Source organism: Halomonas fontilapidosi (assembly GCF_014192285.1).
Classification (GTDB): Bacteria; Pseudomonadota; Gammaproteobacteria; order Pseudomonadales; family Halomonadaceae; genus Halomonas; species Halomonas fontilapidosi.
In genome coordinates, this window is the sequence record NZ_JACHXQ010000013.1 from 56,153 (window position 1) to 76,413 (window position 20,261).

Consider the following 20,261-nt stretch of genomic DNA (forward strand, 5'->3'; position numbering starts at 1 on the left):
GATTGTTACCCGAGTCATGCCGAAGTGTCGATAGGTAACAGTTCCCGGTGTTTCTCAGTTGTCCGGTAACACTGGCCGCAGATCCTCGGTGTCGAGCCCGGCGGCCAGTCGTGCCAGGGAGTGGCCATCGACAGTCAGGCTAGGAGAAAGCTCGGCCAGCGGGACCAGCACGAAGGCGCGCCGGACCATCTCCGGGTGGGGTAGCGTCAGCCGTGGCTGCTTAACCCGCTGGTCATCGAAGAGTAGCAGATCCAGATCCAGCGTCCGGGGCCCCCAGCGGCGACCGCGCAGGCGGCCGTGGCGCTGCTCGAGGGCCTGCAGCTGGTCGAGCAGCGCGAGCGGCGAAAGCCATGTCTCCAGCAGCGCCACGGCATTGATGTAGTCGGGCTGGTCGGCGGGCCCCACCGGCGCGCTGGCATAGAGCCGCGAGGCGGCGACACGGCGCGTCAGTGGCAAACGGTCGAGCTCGTCAACGGCGCGCTCGACGTGTTCCCGCGGGCCATCGAGGTTACTGCCCAGCCCAATCCACGCCTGGTGGCGTTGCGGGCTCATGTGTCGCTCGCGGAGCCCCGCGGCTTGCGGCGGCGACGGCGGCGCTTGCGCGGCGCTCCGCTGCCCGCCGGGTCGGCACCCACCTTGCCCAGCAGGCGGCGCTGCTCGTGTTCGTCAGCTTGCTGGAAGGCAGTCCACCAGTCGCCCAGGCCGGGTTCGAGCTCGCCGGCGCCCTCGCGCAGCAGCAGGAAGTCGTAGGCGGCCCGGAAGCGCGGGTGCTCGCGGGTCTGGAACACGCGCTTGCCTCGGCGCAGCGGCAGCCGCTGCTGTAGATCCCAGATGTCGCGCATTGGCAGACTGAAGCGCTTGGGGATCGAAACATGCTGGAGCTGGCGCGACACCACCTGCTGAGACGCCGCCTGGAGCGCGGGGATGGGCGGCATGCCCTCGGCCTCCAGCGTCGCCTGGCGCTGCTGGACGGGACCCCAGAGCAGGGCGGCGAACAGGAAAGCCGGGGTCACCGGCCGATCCTCGGCGATGCGCCGATCGGTGCTCTCCAGCGCCAATTCGACCAGTCGCTCGGCCCAGGGCAGCTCTTCCATGGCTTCGTCGGCCTCGGGGAAAAGCATTGCGAACAGCCCGTAGTGGCGCAGCATATGGAAGGTGGTCACGCCCTGGCCGGACATGAACAGCTTGAGGACCTCATCGAACAGCCGCGCCGGGGGAATCTGCAGCAGCAGCGGCGCGGCATCATGGATGGGGGCTTCGGTGCCCGGGTCGAGGTGGAAGTCGAGCTTGGCGGCGAAGCGCACCGCCCTGAGCATCCTCACCGGGTCCTCTCGATAGCGGGTTACCGGGTCGCCGATCAGCCGCAAGGTGTGGGTCTCGATATCGCGGACCCCGTCGGCGAAGTCGTGGATCGAGAAATCGGCGATATTGTAGTACAGGGCGTTGACCGTGAAGTCGCGGCGCAGGGCGTCTTCCTCGATATTGCCCCAGACATTGTCGCGCAGCAGCAGGCCATCGTCGGACTGCTGCGAGATATGGTCGGCATGATCCTCGTTGGGCTTGCCACGGAACGTGGTGACCTCGATCACCTCGCGACCGAAGCGAACATGCACGATGCGGAAGCGTCGGCCGATGATGCGCGAGTTACGGAACAGGTCCTTTACCTGATCAGGCGTGGCGTCCGTGGCGACATCGAAGTCCTTGGGCATATGGCCCAGCAGCGCGTCACGGATGCACCCGCCGACAAGGAAGGCCTGGAAGCCAGCATTGTGGAGGCGGTAGAGCACCTTCAGGGCGGCGTCGCTGAAGTGCTGACGCGAGACGGGATGTTCCGGGCGGGGAATGATGCGCGGCCCGGTACTGCCGGCCGGCGCATCCTGTGGACCGAACAGCGACCTGATGCGCTCGCCCGGACTCTGCAGAAAGCGGGTAAAACCTTTGATCATGCGGCGATATCGACTCGCAGGACGCGGAAAGCGTTGAGTGTAGCCGACCACTGACACCTTGCAAAGCGCGGCACGGTGCCGAGGGCGACCAGAAAGCAGAAAGGGGAGGCCACTGGCCTCCCCTGTAAGCAGGATGCAGCATCCCTGCTGCTGATTCTTTTTCGTGATGGCTCATCGCCCTGAATACGCACCACAGTCACCAAGGAGTGTTCAGGCAAGCGGTGTTGTTGTGTTTGTTGATGCTCCTGACGGTGACCGCCTCGTATTCAAAACAATCTTCCAACCACGACGGCATGAAAGTATGCCTCCTCCCGGCTTGTTGGTCTTGTTGCCGAGAGTGCACCTCGACGGCCCGTTGTGATTGTTGGTCGGCCGTACCCGGGTGCGTCGCGTCCTGATGGCTCCGGTGCTTCGAGCAGCTTGTTCTTGTTGGGGCCCGAAGGCCTCGCGCCGTGCCGATGCTGTTCTTGTTGTCGGCAAGCGCCGAAGTCGTAGGGGCCCGGGTATCTTGTTGTTGTTGTCGGGTCGGGCCCTGTCACCTCGGCTGTCCTCTTGTTGTTGTTGGCAGCGGGTGACATCCGGATTTGTTTTTCTTGCCCTAGATACAGCAGGCCGCGTGCCAATGGCGAGTAAAAACTTTAAAATCAATTATTTATAGATAAGAAGAAAGGTTTACGTCCTGCCCTGAGGGTGGAGTGTTACCCGATTGGCCCCGTTGCGGGGCACGGGCTGTGTGGGAAGGTAACAAAATGGTGCAGACGGGACGGCGGGAAGGGAATGGGCAGGCCCGTGGACGATGCCGCAGGAACTTGCACCATGGTCGCATGGCCGGATGCCTCAGCCCGTGCTGCGGCGCGGGCTCTTCTTGCGGGGGATGCCGAGGCGCTGACGGCGCTCCCACAGGCACTTGCGACTGATGCCAAGCTTCTGGGCGAGCTCGGTCTCGCTCATCTGGTCCTGGTGCTCCAGCACGAAGTGCTGGAAGTAGTCTTCCAGGGAGAGATCCTCGTCGCCGGCGGTCTCCTCTTCTGCCTGGCCGGCGAGAGCCGGCGCGGTTGGCGCCGGCTTGCTCGGCAGCGGCGTCGTCGGCGCAAGTCCCAGGTCGTCGGGATGGATGAGGTGGCCCTCGGCGAGGATCACGCCGCGCTCCAGGGCATTCTCCAGCTCGCGCACGTTGCCGGGCCAGGGGTAGTCGCGGATGGTGCGCCGGGCGGCCCGCGAGAGTCGCAGCCCGTCGCGCTCGTGGCGCCGGCAGGCCTTGTCGAGCAGGACATCGGCGATTTCGAGGATGTCGTCCTCACGCTCGCGCAGGGCCGGCAGGTCGATCTGCATCACGTTGAGTCGGTAGTAGAGGTCGAGGCGAAACTCGCCGGTCTTCGACAGGCTCTGCAGGTCGCGGTGGGTCGCGGCGATCAGGCGCACATCGACGTGGCGGGTCTCCACCGAGCCGATCTTGCGAATCTCGCCCTCCTGCAGCACCCGCAGCAGGCGAGCCTGGGCGTCGAGTGGCAGCTCGCCGATCTCATCGAGGAACAGGGTGCCCCCGTCGGCGGCCTCGACCAGCCCGGTACGCGCGGCACTGGCCCCCGTGAAGGCGCCCTTCTCATGGCCGAACAGCTCGGATTCGATCAGTGTCTCGGGAATGGCGGCGCAGTTGACGCAGACCAGCGGTGCATGGGCGCGGCGGCTCTGCTGGTGCAGGGCGCGGGCGACCAGTTCCTTGCCGGTGCCCGATTCGCCCTGGATCAGCACGGTGACGTCGGCTGGCGCGGCCTTGCGAATGCGCGTGTAGACCACCTGCATGGCGGGGCAGTTGCCGATCATCGGCTGGCGGGTACCGCCGGGCTCGGTAATGTCGGGCGGCTCGCCCTGCTGCGCCGCCTGTCGGTGCAGCACCCGGGCCACGGTCTCGAGCAGCTCGTCATGGTCGAAGGGCTTGGCCACGTAGTCCACGGCCCCGAGCTTCAGCGCCTCCACGGCGGAGCGCATGCTCGCATAGCTGGTCATGATCAGCACCGGCACCGGGGCGGCGCGGGCGATCAGCTCGGTGCCGGGCTCGCCCGGCAGCCGCAGGTCGCTGATTACCAGGTCGAAGCCCTGAGGCTCGAGTGCCAGAGCCTCGGCCACCGAGCCGGCCTCGCTGACCCGGTGGTCGTGGCGCTCCAGCAGCCGCTTCAGGGCGCTGCGGATGATGGCTTCGTCTTCAACGATCAGGATCCGGCTCATCGGTGCGTTCACCATGCTCTGGGTTGAGGGGCAGCCACAGGTGGATGCGGGTGCCCTGGAGCTCCCCGGGGGGCGGGGAGTCGATATCGATCTGACCGCCGTGCTCGGCAATGATGCTATAGACCAGCGGCAGGCCGAGTCCCGTTCCTTCGCCGGGGGGCTTGGTGGTGGTGAAGGGTTCGAACAGGTGGTCGCGCACCCGCTCGTCGATGCCGTGGCCCTGGTCGGTGACGGTGAGATGAAGCCACTCGCCCTCGGGGGCCGCATCGATGGTCACCTCGCTGCCCGGCGTACTGGCATCGCGTGCATTACCGAGCAGGTTGACCATGACCTGCAGCAGCCGCTGGGCATCGCCCTTGACCTCGAGGCCGGCCGGGCAGCGGTTGCGATACTGGATATCCTCCCCCGAGCGGGCGAGGTGGATCAAGTGCAGGGCCTCGTCGGTCAGCGTGTCCAGCGATACCGGGGCGAAGGCCCGACCGGCCACATGGCGGCCGCCGTGGGCGAAACCCACCAGCGATTCGACGATGCGCGAGATGCGCTCAGTGAGCTGCTGGATCTGGGTGGCGGTCTCCAGCACTTCCGGTTCGTCGGTGTCGTAGCGCAGGTTCTGGGCCAGCGAGGAGATGCCGGTGACGGGGTTGCCGATCTCGTGGGCCACGCCCGCCGCCAACTGGCCGATGGAGGCGAGTCGCGCGGCGTGCACCAGCTCATCTTCCAGCCATTTCATCTCGCTGTGATCCTCGACCAGGATCACGGTGCCGCCGCGCATCTCCTCGTCGGCCTCGAGCTCGGCCTTGTGCAGGCTCAGATAGCGGGTGGTGCCGGCAAGTGTTACCGGCTGCTTGTAGAGCTGGTCGTCTTGCTCGAGCAGTACGCGTCCCAGCAGCTCTCCCCAGGGCGCTGGCAGGCCGTCGCGGCGCGAGCCGACCACGCTGCTGCCGTCGATCCCCGAGAGCTCGGCGAGGGCGTCGTTCCACATCAGCAGTTCGTCGTCGACCCCGAAGGCACACAGGCCGACGGGCAGCCGCGTGAGCATCCGGCGGTGATATCGACGCAGCCCGTCGAGTTCCCGGGCCAGGCCGGTCAGGCGGGTGCGATAGGCTTCCAGGCGGCTCTCGACGAAATGGATGTCGTCGTTGGGCTCCAGGCCGCCACGTCGATAGGGCAGGTGGCGGTCGACGATGTCCTGGGCCACCGAGGGCCCCATCAATCCCGAGAGGTTGGCCTGGATGCGGTCGCGCAGCCGGCGCAGCGCATAGGGCCGGCCATCCAGCGGCGACAGGCCCAGGTCACTCAGGGCGCGGTCGACCTCGCGAGCGGCGACCTCCTCGCCCAGCGCGCGGGCCAGGTGGTGCTTGAATTCCTCACCGTTGCCGGCCACCAACGGCAGGCGCTTGGGGCGTATCACCGCATCCACGGAGCAGGCTTCGGCCGCGGCCTGTTCACCGGCGGATGTCGGTGTGATCAGCGAGACCAGGATGAGGGTCAGGATGTTGGCCGCCAGCGAGACCAGGGTCACCACATACCAAACCGGCTCGCCGGCCAGCGTCTCCAAGCCCGGTGGCAGCAGTACCAGGGCCGGAAGGTCGCTGAGCAGGGGCACCCAGGTGCCGGCCAGCCACACCAGCACGCCCGCCGTCAGCCCGCTGACCATGCCCTTGCGGTTGGCACCCGGCCAGTAGAGCAGCGCTAGCATGCCCGGCAGACACTGGGCCATGCCGATGAAGGCGGCCAGCCCCAGGGTGGTGAGGTCGTGGTTCACGCCCACTAGGCGGTAGAAGAGCCAGCCGCCGAGGATCACCGCCACGATCAGGGCGCGGCGCAACCAGCGCAGCCAGCGGTAAAGGTCGGGCTGGTCCACCGGGGGATGAGCGACCAGCACCAGGTGGTTGAGGATCATCCCCGACAGGGCCAGGGAAATGATGATCATGGTGCCACTGGTGGCGGCCAGGCCGGCGATGAATACCAGGCCTTGAAGCCACAGCGACTCCGAGAGCCCATAGGCCAGGTAGGCAGGGCCGATCTCGGCAGCATCGACCCCCAGGCGCTGGGCGGCCCACAGGATCAGTGGCACCGGCAGGGCCATCAGCAGCAGGAACAGCGGCAGCGTCCAGCCCGCCTGGAGGAGGGTGCGCCGCGAGAGGGTCTCGGCGAAGGTGATGTGGAACATATGCGGCATCAGGAAGGCCGCGGCGAAGAACAGCAGCAGCAGCGTGCGCCACTGGGCCGGGTCGAGCTGGATGACACTGGCCTGGGCGGCGCGTCCCGGGCCGTCCAGCCAGGCCTGCAGGTCCGCGGGGCCATCGAAGACCACGAACAGCGCGAAGGCGCCCAGGGCCAGCATGGCGGTGAGCTTGATCAGTGACTCCAGGGCGATGACCGCCAGCAGGGTATCATGGCGGGCGTGGAGCCGGGTGTGACGAGCACCGAAGAGGATCGCGAACAGTGCGATCAGCGCGCAGAACAGCAGCGCCAGCAGGGCCGGCGAGGCGGTACCGGTCACCAGGTGGATGGTGTCGCCGAGGGTTTGCACCTGGAGGGCCAGCAGTGGCAGCACGGCCAGCAGACTGATCAGCGTGATCAGGGTGCCGACCCAGCGCGAGCGGAAACGAAAGGCAAACAGGTCGGCCAGCGAGGCCAGCTGATAGGTCCGGGTCATGCGCTGGATCGGCACCAGCAACACCGGAGCGAGCAGGAAGGCGCCGGCCACCCCCAGGTAGTAGGCGAGGTAGCCATAGCCGGCGTTGCCTGCCAGCTCCAGGCTGCCATAGATCGCCCATGCGCTGGCATAGACGCCCAGCGCCAGGGTGTAGACGGTCGGATGGCGGGCGATGCGCGTGGGGATCCAGTGCCGCTCCACCGCCAGGGCGACCAGAAACAGCAGCAACAGGTAGCCGCTACCGAGTGCCAGCAGGCCGCCGAGGCTAGCGCTCATCCAGCCTCCTCTTCTGCTCCAGCCACAGGGTCAGGGTGATCAGTACGCCCCAGATGACGAAGGGCCTGTACCAGGCCACCTCCGGGCTGGCCCAGCCGCTCATCAGCAGCGGAGAGAGCAGGTAGCCGCCGAAGACCAGGAACAGCATGATGCGGTAGATGTACATGGCGGGCTCCTCTCAGGACGTCGCCGCGTCGGCCTCGCGGTGGGCCTCGGCGCTCAGTCGGGCAATCTCCCAGTGGTCGATGGCCCAACGCAGCTGCTCTGCCACGGGCGCCGTGGCAAGCGCACGGGGTGGAGCCTGGTCCAGCGCCACCAGCGCCGCATGCAGTAGCGGGCGCACCGCCTCGTCCTGTTCCGGCAGGGCCGTCGCCAGGTTCTGCTTGGAGAGCTTCTGGCCGTCTTCGCCGATGATCAGCGGCAGATGCAGGTAGCGAGGTTCGGGATAACCCAGGGCGTGCTGCAGCTGGCGCTGCCAGGGCGTATTGTCGAGCAGGTCGAAGCCGCGCACCACATCGCTGATGCCCTGTTCGGCATCGTCGACCACCACGGCGAGCTGGTAGGCCCAGAAGTTATCCTTGCGCCGCAGCACCACGTCGCCGAGCTCGGCCGGATCGAAACTCTGCTCGCCGAACAGCCGGTCCTGCCAGACCACAGGGCGCAGGCCCAGGTCGCTGCGCAATCGCCAGGCCACCGGCTTGCCGGGATCGCATACCCCGTCCCGACACCAGCCGGGGTAGATGCGATGGTCGCGCCACTGCCGGCGCGAGCAGCTGCAGGGATAGGCGAGGCCCGGCGCCTTGAGCCGCTCGAGCGCGGCAGCATAGGCCTCATGGCGGTCATGCTGCCAGGTGACGGGACCATCCCAATGCAGGCCGAAGGCGTCTAGCTGGCGCAGGATCGTATCGGCGGCCCCGGCGGGGCAGCGTGGCGGGTCGACATCCTCGATGCGCAGACGCCACACGCCTCCTGCTCGGCGGGCATCCAGGAAGCTGGCCAGAGCCGCCACCAGGGAGCCGAAGTGCAGAGGCCCCGAGGGAGTCGGCGCAAAGCGTCCATGGTAGTCACTCACCGGTGTCCTCCTTCGTGCCAGGCCGACACGTAAACGGGCACCCTGGGGTGCCCGTTGCGAAGTAAGATCGCGAGGATCGGCATGGTTGGCTTAACCGCCCAGCTGCTTTTCCTTGAGCTCGGCCAGGGTCTTGCAGTCCACGCACAGCGTGGCGGTGGGTCTTGCCTCGAGCCGGCGGATGCCGATCTCGACGCCGCAGGCCTCGCAGAAGCCATAGTCGTCCTCATCGATCTTCTCGAGGGTCTCGTTGATCTTCTTGAGCAGCTTGCGCTCGCGATCGCGGGTGCGCAGTTCGAGGTTGAAGCCCTCTTCCTGGGTGGCACGATCGGCGGGGTCGGCGTAGTTGTTGGCCTCCTCCTGCAGATGGCGCACGGTGCGGTCGACCTCTTCCATGAGCTCCTGTTTCCAGCCCAGCAGGATCTGTCGGAAGTGCTCCAGCTGCTTCTCGTTCATGTACTCTTCACCCGGCGCCGGCTCGTACGGGGTGAATTTCTTGGGAGCATCCATCTTCTTTTCAGCTACTGGCATGGGGGCTGCCTCGTTACTTGAGTGACTACTGATCAATACCCGCCGTGATGCATGGTATCTCACGCCAAAGGGGTGCTTGTTTAGCGTAAAAAAAGCGGCCGTGCAACTACTTCCGCTATCGGGACTGCGCGCGCACGCCAAAAGTCGTAAGATGCCGGTTTTGACTCCCGGCCGCGGAATAGACGCCCGTTGTGCCGCGGCGTGTCGAGAGGAGCCGAGCATGTCCTGGAATCCGCGCGTCGAGCGCATTGCCCCCTTCCGCGTGATGAGCCTGCTGGAGCTGGCGCAGGCCCGCGAGGCCGCCGGGCACGATGTCATCCACCTGGAGGTCGGCGAGCCCGATTTCCCGACCCCCGAACCGGTGATTGAGGCCGGCCGTGCCGCGCTGTCGGCCGGTCATACCCGCTACACGCCGGCGGCAGGGCTGCCGGCATTGCGCGAGGCGATCGCCGGCCACTATGCCGAGCACTTTGGTGCGGCGGTCGACCCTAGACGCATCCTGGTCACGCCCGGCGCCTCCGGGGCGCTATTGTTGGCCAGTCAGTTGCTGGCCGGCCCGGGGGATCGGGTGCTGATGGCCGATCCCAACTACCCCTGTAATCGCCACTTCATGGCCCTGGCCGGTGCCGAGGTGGATGCCGTGCCGGTGGGGCCTGCCAGCGGCTGGCAACTGGATGCCGGGCTTATCGAGTCCCACTGGGACGACGCGACACGCCTGGCGATGCTCGCCACGCCCTCCAATCCCACCGGACATATGCTCGATCGTACTCAACTGATGGCGGTCGCGGAGAGCGTGGCGGCGCGGGGTGGTCATCTGCTGGTGGACGAGATCTATCAGGGGCTCTGCTATGACCTGGAGCCGCTCTCGGTGGCCTCGCTCACCCCGGATGCCTTCGTGGTCAACAGCTTCTCCAAATACTTCGGCATGACCGGCTGGCGCCTGGGCTGGCTGCTGGCACCCGAGCCGGCGGTGGAGCCGCTCGCCCGGCTGGCCCAGAATGTCTTCCTAGCCGCCTCCACCCCGGCCCAGCATGCGGCCCTGGCCGTGTTCACGCCGGAATGCCGTGGCATCCTCGAGACCCGGCGACACGAGCTCGGGCGCCGCCGCGATGCCCTGCTGGCGGGGCTTGCACGCCTGGGCCTGGCGCCCGCGCTGCCGCCCCAGGGCGCCTTCTATCTGTGGCTCGATATCTCGCACTACAGCGACGACAGCGAGGCCTTCTGCCAAGCGCTGCTCGAGGAGGAGAATGTTGCCATCACGCCGGGCACGGACTTTGCCCTGCACGGCGGTGAGCACCATGTGCGCATCGCCTTCACCACCGGCGAAGCGCGGCTGGAGGAGGCCGTGAGCCGCCTCGAGCGCTTCCTGGCGCGCCGCTGATGGAGTATCCGACCCTGGTCCCCGGAACCCTGCTGCGTCGTTACAAACGCTTCCTGGCCGATGTGCGCCTCGATGACGGCCGCGAGGTGGTGGCCCACTGCCCCAATACCGGCTCCATGCGGGCGGTGAACGTGCCGGGCTGCCGGGTCTGGCTGTCGCCCAGCGACAACCCGGCCCGCAAGCTGGCCTGGACCTGGGAGCTGATCGAGCTGCCGCAGTCCGACGGCACCACGGCGGCAGCCTCTGTGCATACCGGGCGAGCCAACCGCATCGTCGAGGAGGCGTTGCGTGGCAACGCGGTCGAAGAGCTGGCCGGCCATGCGATGATCCGGCGCGAGGCGACAGTCGAGGGAGCCCGGCTGGATTTCCGTCTCGATAACCCCGAGCACGGCTGCACCTTCGTCGAGGTCAAGCAGGTGACCCTCAGGGAGTCCGATGGCCATGGCTACTTCCCCGACGCGGTCAGCCTCCGGGGCCGCAAGCACCTCGAGACGCTGGCCGCCCTCGCCGCCCAGGGACACCGTGCCGTCCTGCTCTTTTGCGTGGCCCATGAGGGCATCGAGGACGTGGCCCCGGCGACGCATCTGGATCCGGCCTATGCGGCAACGTTTCGCGAGGTGGTCGGCCTGGGTGTGGAGGTGCTGGCGCGGCGCTGCGAGGTGATTCGCGAGGACGGCGTGCCGATGGCGATCCGGCTGGGACGCCGCTTGCCGGTCTCACTCTCCCGCGAGGTTGGCCCTGCCGTTGTCGTCGATTGAATCAGGCGGCGCGCGGGGTCAGCGGTCGATATAGAAGCGCTGGATGAAGCTGACCTCGGCGGGTTCGGCATTGCGGTCGTAGCGCACGCGCAGGTCAAAACGCATCGGCTCGTCTTCGCGGATGCGGAAGACCGCTACCTGGGAGGGCGTATCGCCGATGCGCAGGCTGCGGAACGCCAGCGGCGCGGTGTCGCCCTCGTCGAGCCCGCCGATGCGACCGTCGACCGGGGCGATGACCGGACGGGTCGAGCCATCCTCGAGCTGCTCCAGCACGCTGACGTTGAGCAGCGCCATGACCTGGCTACGCTGGATGCCGTGCTCCTTCGCTACCTCCTCCGGCAGGAAGCTGGTGTTCACGGCGCTGTAGTGGATCTGGTAGTCACCTACCTGCTCGTATTGCTGGGCCTGGGCCGGCAGGGTCAGTAGCAGCATCAGGCCCATGGCCATGGCGGTGAGGCTGTCTCGAATCATCGTCGTTTCTCCCTTCTACGGTGTCGTTGGCCAGCGCCTTCGCGGCGTCACGCCCTGCGACGGGCGACCCGGAAGATCGCGATCTCGCCGAACAGGTTGGGCCACCAGCGCGAGGTCCAGTGTCCCTCGTGGTCGCCGATGCCCACCGCGCGGTCGACAATGCTCAGACCCTTGTCGCGGCAAAGGCGTTCAAAGTCGTTGAAGGTCGAGAGATGAATATTGGGCGTGTCATACCAGGCATGGGGGAGCGACCGCGATACCGGCATATAGCCCTTGAAGCCCAGGTAGGCGCGATGGCGCCAGTAGGCGAAGTTGGGGAAGGTGATGATGCACTCTCCGGCAACGCGCAGCATCTCGTCGAGCATCAGGTCGGGGCGGCGCAAGGCCTGCAGGGCCTGGGTCATGACCACCAGGTCGCAGGCATCGTCCTCGAAGTTGGCGAGCCCTTCGTCGAGATTCTGCTCGATGACGTTGACGCCCTTGGCCAGACAGGCGGTGATGCCATCGGGGTCGATCTCCAGGCCGAAGCCGGTGACCTGCTTGTCGCGGGCCAGTGCCGCCAGCAGCGTGCCCTCGCCGCAGCCCAGGTCGAGCACCCTTGCCCCTTGCGGGACCCAGTCGTGAATCAGCTTGAGGTCGGCACGCATCATGGGCGGTCCTCCAGGCCCTGGTCGCGGGCGACGCGGTTCATGAAGGCGGCGAAGATCGCCTGGTAACGCGGCTCGGGCATCAAGAAGGCGTCATGACCGTGCGGGGAGTCGATGTTGGCATAGCTGACGGCCTTGTCGGCGCGGATCAGGGCGTTGACCAACTCCTTGGAGCGCGGCGGCGGAAACCGCCAGTCGGTAGTGAAACTGACCACCAGGAAGGGGCAAGCAGCGGGGGCGAGGGCCTTGGCCAGGTCGCCGTCGTGGGCCGCGGCCGGGTCGAAGTAGTCCAGCGCCTTGGTCATCAGCAGGTAGGTGTTGGCATCGAAGGAGTTCGAGAAGGTGTCGCCCTGGTAGCGCAGGTAGGACTCTACCTGGAACTCCACGTCGTAGCCGAAATTGAGATCGTTGCTGCGCAGGTCGCGACCGAACTTGCTGCCCATGGCATCTTCGGAGAGGTAGGTGATGTGACCCACCATGCGGGCGAGCTTGAGGCCGCGGCGTGGCGCCGTGTCATGGTCGGCGTACCAGCCCTCAAAGAAGTCCGGGTCGGAGCGAATCGCCTGGCGGGCCACCTCGTTGAAGGCGATGTTCTGTGCCGACAGCTTCGGCGTCGCCGCAATGACCACCGCATTGGCGATGCGCTCGGGGTAGGCGAGGGTCCATTGCAGCACCTGCATGCCCCCCAGGCTGCCGCCAATCACCGCGGCGAAGCGCTCGATGCCCAGCCGGTCGGCCAGCCGCGCCTGGCTGTGGACCCAGTCTTCCACGGTCATGATCGGGAACTCGGGCCCCCACTGGTGTCCCGTCTGCGCATTCTCGCTGGTGGGGCCGGTGCTGCCGTGGCAGCCGCCGAGGTTGTTCAGCGAGACCACGAAGAAGCGCTCGGTGTCGATCGACTTGCCGGGGCCGATATGCGCATCCCACCAGCCCGGCTTGCGCTCGTCCGTCGCGTGGTAGCCGGCCGCGTGGTGGTGGCCGGAGAGGGCGTGGCAGATCAGGATGGCATTGGAGCGCTCGGCGTTGAGGGTGCCGTAGGTCTCGTACACCAGGTCATAGGCCGGCAGCGTCCTGCCGCAGGCCAGGGCCAGGGGGTCGTCGAAGTGCGCCGTCTCGGGCGTCACCAGGCCGACCGAATCGCGGGGGAACTCGGGCATCAGTCGTGTCGTGTCCAGTCGTGGGTGTCGGTCGGCCTTACAGGCCGACCAGGGCACCGGCGATGCCGGCGGCACGGGTCAGAGAACCCACCACGATACCATCGATCAGGCTGATGGCGATGAACACCACGATGGGCGAGAGGTCGATCATGCCGAGTGGCGGAATTACTCTGCGCACCGGCGCCATGATCGGCTCCACTAGTTGCATCACCAGCAGTGCCCCCGGATGGCTGGCCTGGGGGGCCACCCAGCTGAGGATGATCATCACGATCAGGGCGAAGAAATAGATCTTGAGGATGGCATTGGCGATGGCGGCCAGCGAGCCGATTGCCACCCCCGCAATAGGCGCCATGCCGAAGCCGGCGACCTGCAGGATCACGATGATGCTGACGGCCTTGATGACGAAGGCCGTGGCCAGGGTGGCCAGGTCGAAACGGCCCATGACCGGCCCCAGGAAACTCTGAAAAGGGCGTACCGCCGGCTGGGTGACTTTCACCACCGACTGGCTGATGGGGTTGTAGTAGTCGGCCCGGGATGCCTGCAGCAGGAAGCGCAGCATCAGCAGGAAGATATAGATGTTGATCAGGGTGTTCACCAGCAGCAGGCCGGCACTTCCCAATTGACTGCCCATCGGGGCTCCTCCATGTCCTAGAAACGTCGTCGTGTCAGCCCGCGTGCGTGCCGGGAATATCGGGTCAGCGCTTGCCGAGTTCGTCGGCCATCTCGCCGGCGCGGTCGGCACAGGCGTTCATGGCCTCGGCCATGGTGCGGCGCAGGCCGGCATCCTCGAGGTGCTGAATAGCGCGTTCCGTGGTCCCGCCAGGCGACATCACGTTGCGCTTGAGCTCGGCAGGGGGCTTGTCACTCGCGAGCGCCATCTTTGCTGCGCCAAGTGCCGTCTGCATGGCCAGCCGCCGTGCGGTATCGGCGGGCAGACCCAGCGCGGCGCCGGCCTCCTCCATCGCCTCGAACATCAGGAAAAAGTAGGCCGGGGCGCTGCCCGAGACGGCGGTGACGGCATCCAGCAGCGCCTCGTCGTCGACCCACTCCACGAGACCCACGGCTTCCATCAACTCGGTGGCGAGCTGGCGCTGGGCGTCATCGACCTTGGCATTGGCATAGAGCCCGGCAGCGCCGGCACCGACCAGCGCGGGGGTGTTGGGCATGCAGCGCACCAGCGGCAGGTCGCCACCGAGCCAGTGCTCCAGGGTCTCGGCGGGCAGGCCCGCTGCCACCGAGACGATCAGCGGACGGCGCGCCTGGACGGCATCGCGCATCTGCTCGCAGACCTCGCGCATGATCTGCGGTTTGACCGCAAGCACCACCACGTCGGATTTGGCGACGGACGCGGCATTGTCGGTCGCGGTCTGAATCCCCAGCCGCTCGCGCAGCGGGGTGAGGACGTCGTCACTCGGCGAGGTGGCCGTGATATCGCCGGGCGCGAAGCCGCTCTCGATCATCCCGCCGATGATGGCGCCGGCCATGTTGCCGGCGCCAATGAAGGTGACTTTGCTGGCCATGAGGAGTGTCCTGTGTGAGTCGACGAATGTGGCCGGCGACGTTACCGGCGTTTGAGGGTTGTTATGTTCTTGCGGTTCGTGCCCCGAAGATCGCGGTGCCCAGACGGACCAGGGTGGCGCCTTCGGCCACCGCGGCTTCCAGGTCGTCGGACATGCCCATCGAGAGGGTGTCCAGTGGAGCCTCGGGGAAGTGCTCCCGAAGGTTTTCCAGGGCCTCGCGAAGGCGGGCGAAGGGTGCACGCTGGGCCTCTGGCCCCTCTGTCGGCGCGGGGATCGCCATCAGCCCGCGCAGGCGCAGGCGAGGCATCGCCTGAACGGCTTCGGCCAGCGCCGGCAGTGCGTCGAGGGTGATACCGGACTTGCTCGCCTCGTCACTGATATTGACCTGCAGGCAGATGTCCAGCGGGCCGAGTGCCTCGGGGCGTTGATCACTCAGGCGTCGAGCGATCTTCTCACGGTCTACGCTATGCACCCAGGCAAAGTGCTCGGCCACCTCGCGGGTCTTGTTGGATTGCAGCGGACCGATGAAATGCCAGACGATGGCGTCCAGATCGCCCAGTTCGGCCTGCTTGTCCAGGGCTTCCTGGACATAGTTCTCACCGAACTCGCGCTGGCCCAGGTGCCAGGCCTGGCGGATCATGGCGGCGGGCTTGGTCTTGCTGACGGCCAGCAGTCGGGCCGCATCGGCGGGCCGGCCGGCGGCGTGCAGGGCCTCGGCGAGCCGGGTACGGGCAGCCGCAAGCGACTCGGAAAGTACCAGGTCCGTCATGTCGGCGTGTCTGTCATACTGGTCATACTCAAGGAAACCTCATCCCGGGAGCAGGGGAAACGCATGGATATTACCGAACTGCTGGCATTCTCGGCAAAACAGAAAGCCTCGGACCTCCACCTCTCGGCGGGCTTGCCGCCGATGATCCGCGTCGATGGCGACATCCGTCGGCTCAACGTGCCGGCCATGGAGGACCGCGAGGTCCGCAAGTTGATCTATGACATCATGGCGGACCGACAGCGTCGCGACTATGAAGAGTTCTTCGAGACCGACTTTTCCTTCGAGGTACCGGGTGTCTCGCGTTTCCGTGTCAACGTCTTCAATCAGGCCCGCGGGGCGGGGGCGGTGTTTCGTACCATTCCCACCGAGGTCCTGACCCTGGAGGACCTGGGTATGGGCCAGGTCTTTCGTCAGCTCTCCATGCTGCCCCGCGGCCTGGTGCTGGTCACCGGGCCCACCGGCTCGGGCAAGAGCACCACGCTGGCGGCGATGATCGATTACATCAACGATAACCGCTTCGAACATATCCTCACCATCGAGGACCCGGTGGAGTTTGTTCACCGCAGCAAGCGCTGCCTGGTCAACCAGCGTGAGGTGCACCGCGATACCCATGGCTTCGCGCCGGCGCTGCGCAGCGCCTTGCGCGAGGATCCGGACATCATCCTGGTCGGCGAGCTGCGTGATCTGGAAACGATCCGCCTGGCACTCACCGCAGCCGAGACCGGCCACCTGGTGTTCGGCACCCTGCATACCACCTCCGCAGCCAAGACCATCGACCGGATCATCGACGTCTTTCCCGGTGAGGAGAAGTCCATGGTGCGCTCGATGCTCTCCGAATCACTGCAGGCAGTGGTCTCACAGGCCCTGCTCAAGCGCCAGGGCGGCGGTCGTGTGGCGGCCCACGAGATCCTTGTGGCCACTGCGGCGGTGCGCAATCTGATTCGCGAGGACAAGGTGGCGCAGATCTACTCGGCGATCCAGACCGGCGGCAATCTGGGCATGCAGACCCTGGACGCTTCGCTGGCGCGCCTGGTGACGGACAATACGGTGGCGCGCGAGGAGGCCCAGGCGAAGGCCAAGGGCGTGCTGGCGAGCTGAGTAAGCGCCAACGATAGAGAGGAGCAGGGACATGACGGCACAAGAGTGGCTCTACCAGCTGCTGGACATCATGGTGCAGAAGGAGGCGTCGGATCTGCTGATTTCGGTGAATGCGCCACCGACGCTCAAGATGGCCGGCCAGCTTACTCCGCTGGGCGACCAGGGGCTTAGCGTGGCGCAGGTCACCGAACTGGTCGGCGCGTCGGTCCCAGAGGCGCTTCTGGATCGCTTCCGCGTCGAGCACGAGGCCAACTTCGCGCTGAGCCTCAAGGACAAGGGGCGCTTTCGCGTCAGCGCCTTCCAGCAGCGCAACCAGATGGCCATGGTGATCCGGCGCATCGGCTTCGAGATTCCGCACCTCGAGGAGCTGTCACTGCCCGCCACGCTCGGCGAACTGGCCAACAACAAGCGTGGCCTGGTGTTCGTGGTCGGGGGGACCGGCACCGGCAAGTCGACCACGTTGGCGTCGATGATCCAGCAGCGCAACGAGACCCTCGGCGGCCACATCATCAGCGTCGAGGATCCCATCGAGTATGTGCATCCCCACCGCAAGGCGATCATCAACCAGCGCGAGGTCGGCATCGACACCGAGTCCTTCGAGGTGGCGCTGAAGAACACCCTGCGCCAGGCGCCCGACGTGATCCTGATCGGCGAGGTGCGCACCCGTGAGACCATGGAACACGCCCTGACCTTCGCCGAGACCGGCCATCTCTGCCTGGCTACCCTGCACGCCAACAACGCCAACCAGGCGCTGGACCGGATCATCAACTTCTTTCCCATCGAGCGGCACGCCCAGGTGTGGCTCGACCTCTCGCTCAATCTGCGGGCGATCGTCGCCCAGCAGCTGCTGCCCACCGTGGATGGCGGGCGCTGCCCGGCCATCGAGATCATGCTCAAGTCACCGTTGATCGGTGACCTGGTGCGCAAGGGCGAGGTCAGTGAGATCAAGAACGTCATGACCCGCTCGCGGGACCTTGGCATGCAGACCTTCGACCAGGCACTTTTCGATCTCTTCAAGGCCGGCAAGATCACCGAGGAAGTGGCGCTGGTACACGCCGATTCGGCCAACGACCTGCGCATGATGATCAAGTACGGTGACGAGGGCAGCGAAGGGGTCTCCGGGGCCAAGGAGGCTGCCAGCCATCTCTCGCTGCGCGGCGAGGACGATTTCTAGCGCGCCCCGCGGCTCAGGGGAGGTAGAGCCCGCCCAGTACCCGGGGGCCGGCGGCGCCGGTCACCGAGGGCAGGTTGCCGGGCAGTCCGGCCAGTCGACGCCACGCCAGCCAGGCGAAGGCGCCGGCCTCCAGCCACTCGGCGGGCCAGCCCCAGTCATCGCCGGGGAGCAGCGGCGTCTCGGGCAGCTGGCGTGCCAGGCGGGTCAGCAGGTCCGGGTTATGGGCGCCACCACCACAGGGCACCAGTGCTGCCGCTGGTGGCGCATCGAGGCGCTCCCTGGCCATTCCCACACCGAGGGCCACGCTGGCCGCCGTCAGTTCAGCCAGGGTGGCCTGGACATCCTGTGGTGCTTCACCGCCCTGGAGCCGCTCTTGAAGCCATTCCAGGTGGAAGAGTTCTCGGCCGGTGCTGCGCGGCGGTGGCAGATGGAAGAAGGGCTCCTCCAGCAGTCGCTCCAGAAGTGCCTCGTCGACCGCTCCCGAGGCCGCCCAGGCGCCGCCGGCATCGAAGCGGCCACCGCGATGCCGGGCATGCCAGGCATCCAGCAAGGCATTGGCCGGGCCGGTATCGAAGCCCAGCGGCGGGCGGTCGTCCTCGGCCGGCGGCAGCAGCGTCAGATTGGCGAAGCCGCCCAGGTTGAGCACCAGGCGCCACTCCCCCTTTGCTCGGAAAAGTGCCTCATGAAAGGCTGGCGCCAGCGGTGCGGCCTGGCCACCCGCGGCCAGGTCGCGCCGCCGGAAGTCGGCCACCACCGGCAGAGCGGTGAGTTCGGCCAACAGGCTGGGGTTGTCGAGCTGTAGCGTATAGGCCGGGCCGCCGTCATGACCGCGTGGTGCGTGTTCGATGGTCTGGCCATGGCTGCCGACGGCCGAGATGGCCGCTCTCTCCACGCCGCACGAGGTGATTAGAGCTTCGACGGCTTCGGCTTGAAGCCGGCAGAAGGCGTCTTCGGCGGCCGCCAGTTCAGCGAAGGTAGTCCGGTTGGCATGGCAGAGTCGCCACAGCAGCTCGTGCAGGGCCTCGGGCATCGGCGTCTCATGGGTGGCGATCAGGCGGGGGGCACCATCTTCTCGGATCTCGACGAGGGCGGCATCGATGCCGTCTAGGCTGGTGCCTGACATCAGGCCGATGAAGAGGCTCATGGGGACTCCGGAGCGGGCTCAACCGTGGATGGTCGGACATGGTAACATCCTCGACCATTCGACGACCGAGTGCCCGCGAAGACGCGGGCCGCCTGCTGAGTGGAGAGGAGACAATGACCGATGTTGCTGGCGCCCTGGCGCTGCTGAAGCGCGGCACACACGAGATCCTGCTGGAGGACGAGCTGAACAAGAAGCTGGCGTCCGGGCGCAAGCTGCGCATCAAGGCGGGTTTCGATCCCACGGCACCGGACCTGCACCTGGGGCACAGCGTGCTGTTGACCAAGATGCGCCAGTTCCAGGACCTGGGCCACGAGGTCATCTTCCTGATCGGCGACTTCACCGGCCGCATCGGAGACCCCACCGGCAAGAACGTCACGCGCAAGCCGCTCACCGAGGAGGAGGTCAAGGCCAACGCCCAGACCTACAAGGAGCAGGTGTTCAAGATCCTCGACCCCGAGAAGACCGAGGTGCGCTTCAATGCCGAGTGGTTCTCCGCCATGAGCGCGGCGGACATGATCGAGCTGGCCGGCCAGAGCACCGTGGCGCGCATGCTGGAACGCGACGACTTTGACAAGCGCTACAGCGCGGGTCAGCCGATCTCGATCCACGAGTTCCTCTATCCGCTGGTGCAGGGTTTTGATTCCGTGGCGCTGGAGGCCGACGTTGAGCTCGGCGGTACCGACCAGAAGTTCAACCTGTTGATGGGCCGCGAGGTCCAGAAGCATTTTGGCCAGGCTCCTCAGGTGGTGATCACCATGCCGCTTCTCGAGGGGCTGGACGGCGTGCAGAAGATGTCCAAGTCGCTGGGCAACTATGTCGGGGTCGACGAATCGCCGGGGGCGATGTTCAACAAGCTGGTCTCAATGCCCGACAGCCTGATGTGGCGCTATTTCGAGCTGCTCTCGCTAAAGCCAAACGAGGAGATCGACGCGCTCAAGCGCGATGTCGAGGCGGGTGCCAATCCGCGCGACATCAAGATGGTCCTCGCCCGCGAGCTGATCGGTCGCTACCACGGCGAGGAGGCGGCGGCCAACGCCCACCGCTCAGCCGGCAATCAGCTGGGCGAGGGGGAATTGCCCGAGGATCTACCCGAGATCGACGTCGACTTCGAGGGTAGTGCCCAGGCTCCCATCGCCGCGGTATTGAACCGCTCGGGGCTGACCAACAACAGCGCCCAGGCCAAGGACATGCTCGGCAACGGCCGGGTCAAAGTAGATGGCGATGTGGTTCAGCGCGACCACATGCTGGAGACCGGGAAGAGCTATGTCATCCAGGCGGGCAAGAAGCGCTATGCCCGAGTGACCCTCGCCTGACCCTGTCGGCACGTTTCCAGATGACGCCCGCCTCGCGCGGGCGTCGTTGTTTCTGCCCGAGCATCAATTCATCCACAGGCGGTGGCGGCTAAGGGGTGTGGACGGAAGTCGAGACGGGC

At 66.5% G+C, this 20,261-nt stretch carries 19 protein-coding genes; 5 read left to right on the forward strand and 14 right to left on the reverse strand.

Features of this window, described 5'->3' with window-relative positions:
• Window positions 1–54: 54 nt before the first annotated feature.
• The 7 genes from folK to dksA form a co-directional block, all read right to left on the reverse strand.
• On the reverse strand, window positions 55–552 hold the full coding sequence (gene folK / locus FHR95_RS15455; RefSeq protein WP_040183917.1) for a 2-amino-4-hydroxy-6-hydroxymethyldihydropteridine diphosphokinase: 498 nt from the start codon (window positions 550–552) through the stop codon (window positions 55–57).
• Window positions 549–1,946, reverse strand: coding sequence for a polynucleotide adenylyltransferase PcnB (gene pcnB / locus FHR95_RS15460; protein ID WP_183315072.1), 1,398 nt, complete (start codon window positions 1,944–1,946; stop codon window positions 549–551). Before pcnB ends, folK begins: the two co-directional genes overlap by 4 nt.
• Before the next feature lie 837 nt (window positions 1,947–2,783).
• Window positions 2,784–4,172 (reverse strand): sigma-54-dependent transcriptional regulator, encoded by a 1,389-nt coding sequence (locus FHR95_RS15465; RefSeq protein ID WP_183315073.1) that lies wholly within the window; start codon window positions 4,170–4,172, stop codon window positions 2,784–2,786.
• Window positions 4,150–7,110, reverse strand: a complete 2,961-nt coding sequence (locus tag FHR95_RS15470) for an ATP-binding protein (protein WP_183315074.1) — start codon at window positions 7,108–7,110, stop codon at window positions 4,150–4,152. Before FHR95_RS15470 ends, FHR95_RS15465 begins: the two co-directional genes overlap by 23 nt.
• Window positions 7,100–7,276, reverse strand: a complete 177-nt coding sequence (locus tag FHR95_RS15475; protein ID WP_040183922.1) for a hypothetical protein — start codon at window positions 7,274–7,276, stop codon at window positions 7,100–7,102. Before FHR95_RS15475 ends, FHR95_RS15470 begins: the two co-directional genes overlap by 11 nt.
• 12 nt (window positions 7,277–7,288) lie before the next feature.
• Window positions 7,289–8,182, reverse strand: a complete 894-nt coding sequence (gene gluQRS / locus FHR95_RS15480; protein WP_183315075.1) for a tRNA glutamyl-Q(34) synthetase GluQRS — start codon at window positions 8,180–8,182, stop codon at window positions 7,289–7,291.
• 90 nt (window positions 8,183–8,272) lie between these two features.
• Entirely contained in the window at window positions 8,273–8,710 is a 438-nt protein-coding gene (dksA, locus tag FHR95_RS15485; RefSeq protein ID WP_040183924.1) for an RNA polymerase-binding protein DksA, read from the reverse strand.
• Between the two features lie 220 nt (window positions 8,711–8,930).
• On the opposite strand from dksA, the gene FHR95_RS15490 reads away from it, so the two are divergent.
• Both FHR95_RS15490 and sfsA read left to right on the forward strand, forming a co-directional pair.
• Complete coding sequence (locus FHR95_RS15490) at window positions 8,931–10,091, forward strand: pyridoxal phosphate-dependent aminotransferase (protein WP_183315076.1); 1,161 nt, start codon at window positions 8,931–8,933, stop codon at window positions 10,089–10,091.
• Window positions 10,091–10,849 (forward strand): DNA/RNA nuclease SfsA, encoded by a 759-nt coding sequence (sfsA, locus tag FHR95_RS15495; protein ID WP_183315077.1) that lies wholly within the window; start codon window positions 10,091–10,093, stop codon window positions 10,847–10,849. Before FHR95_RS15490 ends, sfsA begins: the two co-directional genes overlap by 1 nt.
• An 18-nt stretch (window positions 10,850–10,867) precedes the next feature.
• On the opposite strand, the gene FHR95_RS15500 is transcribed toward sfsA, so the two are convergent.
• From FHR95_RS15500 to FHR95_RS15525, 6 genes are all read right to left on the reverse strand, one after another.
• The gene (locus FHR95_RS15500) at window positions 10,868–11,320 is read right to left on the reverse strand and encodes a DUF4426 domain-containing protein (RefSeq protein WP_040183929.1); all 453 of its coding nucleotides are present in this window, start codon (window positions 11,318–11,320) and stop codon (window positions 10,868–10,870) included.
• Window positions 11,321–11,367: 47 nt separating this feature from the next.
• Window positions 11,368–11,967 carry a methionine biosynthesis protein MetW gene (gene metW, locus FHR95_RS15505; RefSeq protein WP_040183966.1) on the reverse strand — a complete coding sequence of 200 codons (600 nt, stop codon included), beginning with the start codon at window positions 11,965–11,967 and terminating at the stop codon, window positions 11,368–11,370.
• Complete coding sequence (metX, locus tag FHR95_RS15510; RefSeq protein ID WP_040183930.1) at window positions 11,967–13,124, reverse strand: homoserine O-succinyltransferase MetX; 1,158 nt, start codon at window positions 13,122–13,124, stop codon at window positions 11,967–11,969. Before metX ends, metW begins: the two co-directional genes overlap by 1 nt.
• Window positions 13,125–13,161: 37 nt before the next feature.
• A complete protein-coding gene (locus FHR95_RS15515) occupies window positions 13,162–13,755 on the reverse strand; it encodes a YggT family protein (protein ID WP_040183931.1) in 594 nt (197 codons plus the stop codon).
• 64 nt (window positions 13,756–13,819) lie between these two features.
• Window positions 13,820–14,644, reverse strand: a complete 825-nt coding sequence (gene proC, locus FHR95_RS15520) for a pyrroline-5-carboxylate reductase (protein WP_040183932.1) — start codon at window positions 14,642–14,644, stop codon at window positions 13,820–13,822.
• Between the two features lie 61 nt (window positions 14,645–14,705).
• Window positions 14,706–15,413, reverse strand: coding sequence for a YggS family pyridoxal phosphate-dependent enzyme (locus FHR95_RS15525; protein WP_040183933.1), 708 nt, complete (start codon window positions 15,411–15,413; stop codon window positions 14,706–14,708).
• Window positions 15,414–15,476: 63 nt separating this feature from the next.
• Between FHR95_RS15525 and FHR95_RS15530 the strand changes: the two genes are divergently transcribed.
• Together FHR95_RS15530 and FHR95_RS15535 are read left to right on the forward strand one after the other, a co-directional pair.
• The gene (locus FHR95_RS15530; protein WP_040183934.1) at window positions 15,477–16,511 is read left to right on the forward strand and encodes a type IV pilus twitching motility protein PilT; all 1,035 of its coding nucleotides are present in this window, start codon (window positions 15,477–15,479) and stop codon (window positions 16,509–16,511) included.
• Between the two features lie 31 nt (window positions 16,512–16,542).
• Window positions 16,543–17,685: a PilT/PilU family type 4a pilus ATPase gene (locus tag FHR95_RS15535; protein ID WP_040183935.1), complete on the forward strand. Its 1,143-nt coding sequence runs from the start codon at window positions 16,543–16,545 to the stop codon at window positions 17,683–17,685.
• Between the two features lie 13 nt (window positions 17,686–17,698).
• Here the strand turns inward: FHR95_RS15535 and FHR95_RS15540 are convergent, their stop codons facing one another.
• Complete coding sequence (locus FHR95_RS15540) at window positions 17,699–18,829, reverse strand: anhydro-N-acetylmuramic acid kinase (RefSeq protein ID WP_040183936.1); 1,131 nt, start codon at window positions 18,827–18,829, stop codon at window positions 17,699–17,701.
• A gap of 113 nt (window positions 18,830–18,942) precedes the next feature.
• On the opposite strand from FHR95_RS15540, the gene tyrS reads away from it, so the two are divergent.
• Window positions 18,943–20,142, forward strand: a complete 1,200-nt coding sequence (tyrS, locus tag FHR95_RS15545) for a tyrosine--tRNA ligase (RefSeq protein ID WP_040183937.1) — start codon at window positions 18,943–18,945, stop codon at window positions 20,140–20,142.
• Window positions 20,143–20,261: the final 119 nt, after the last annotated feature.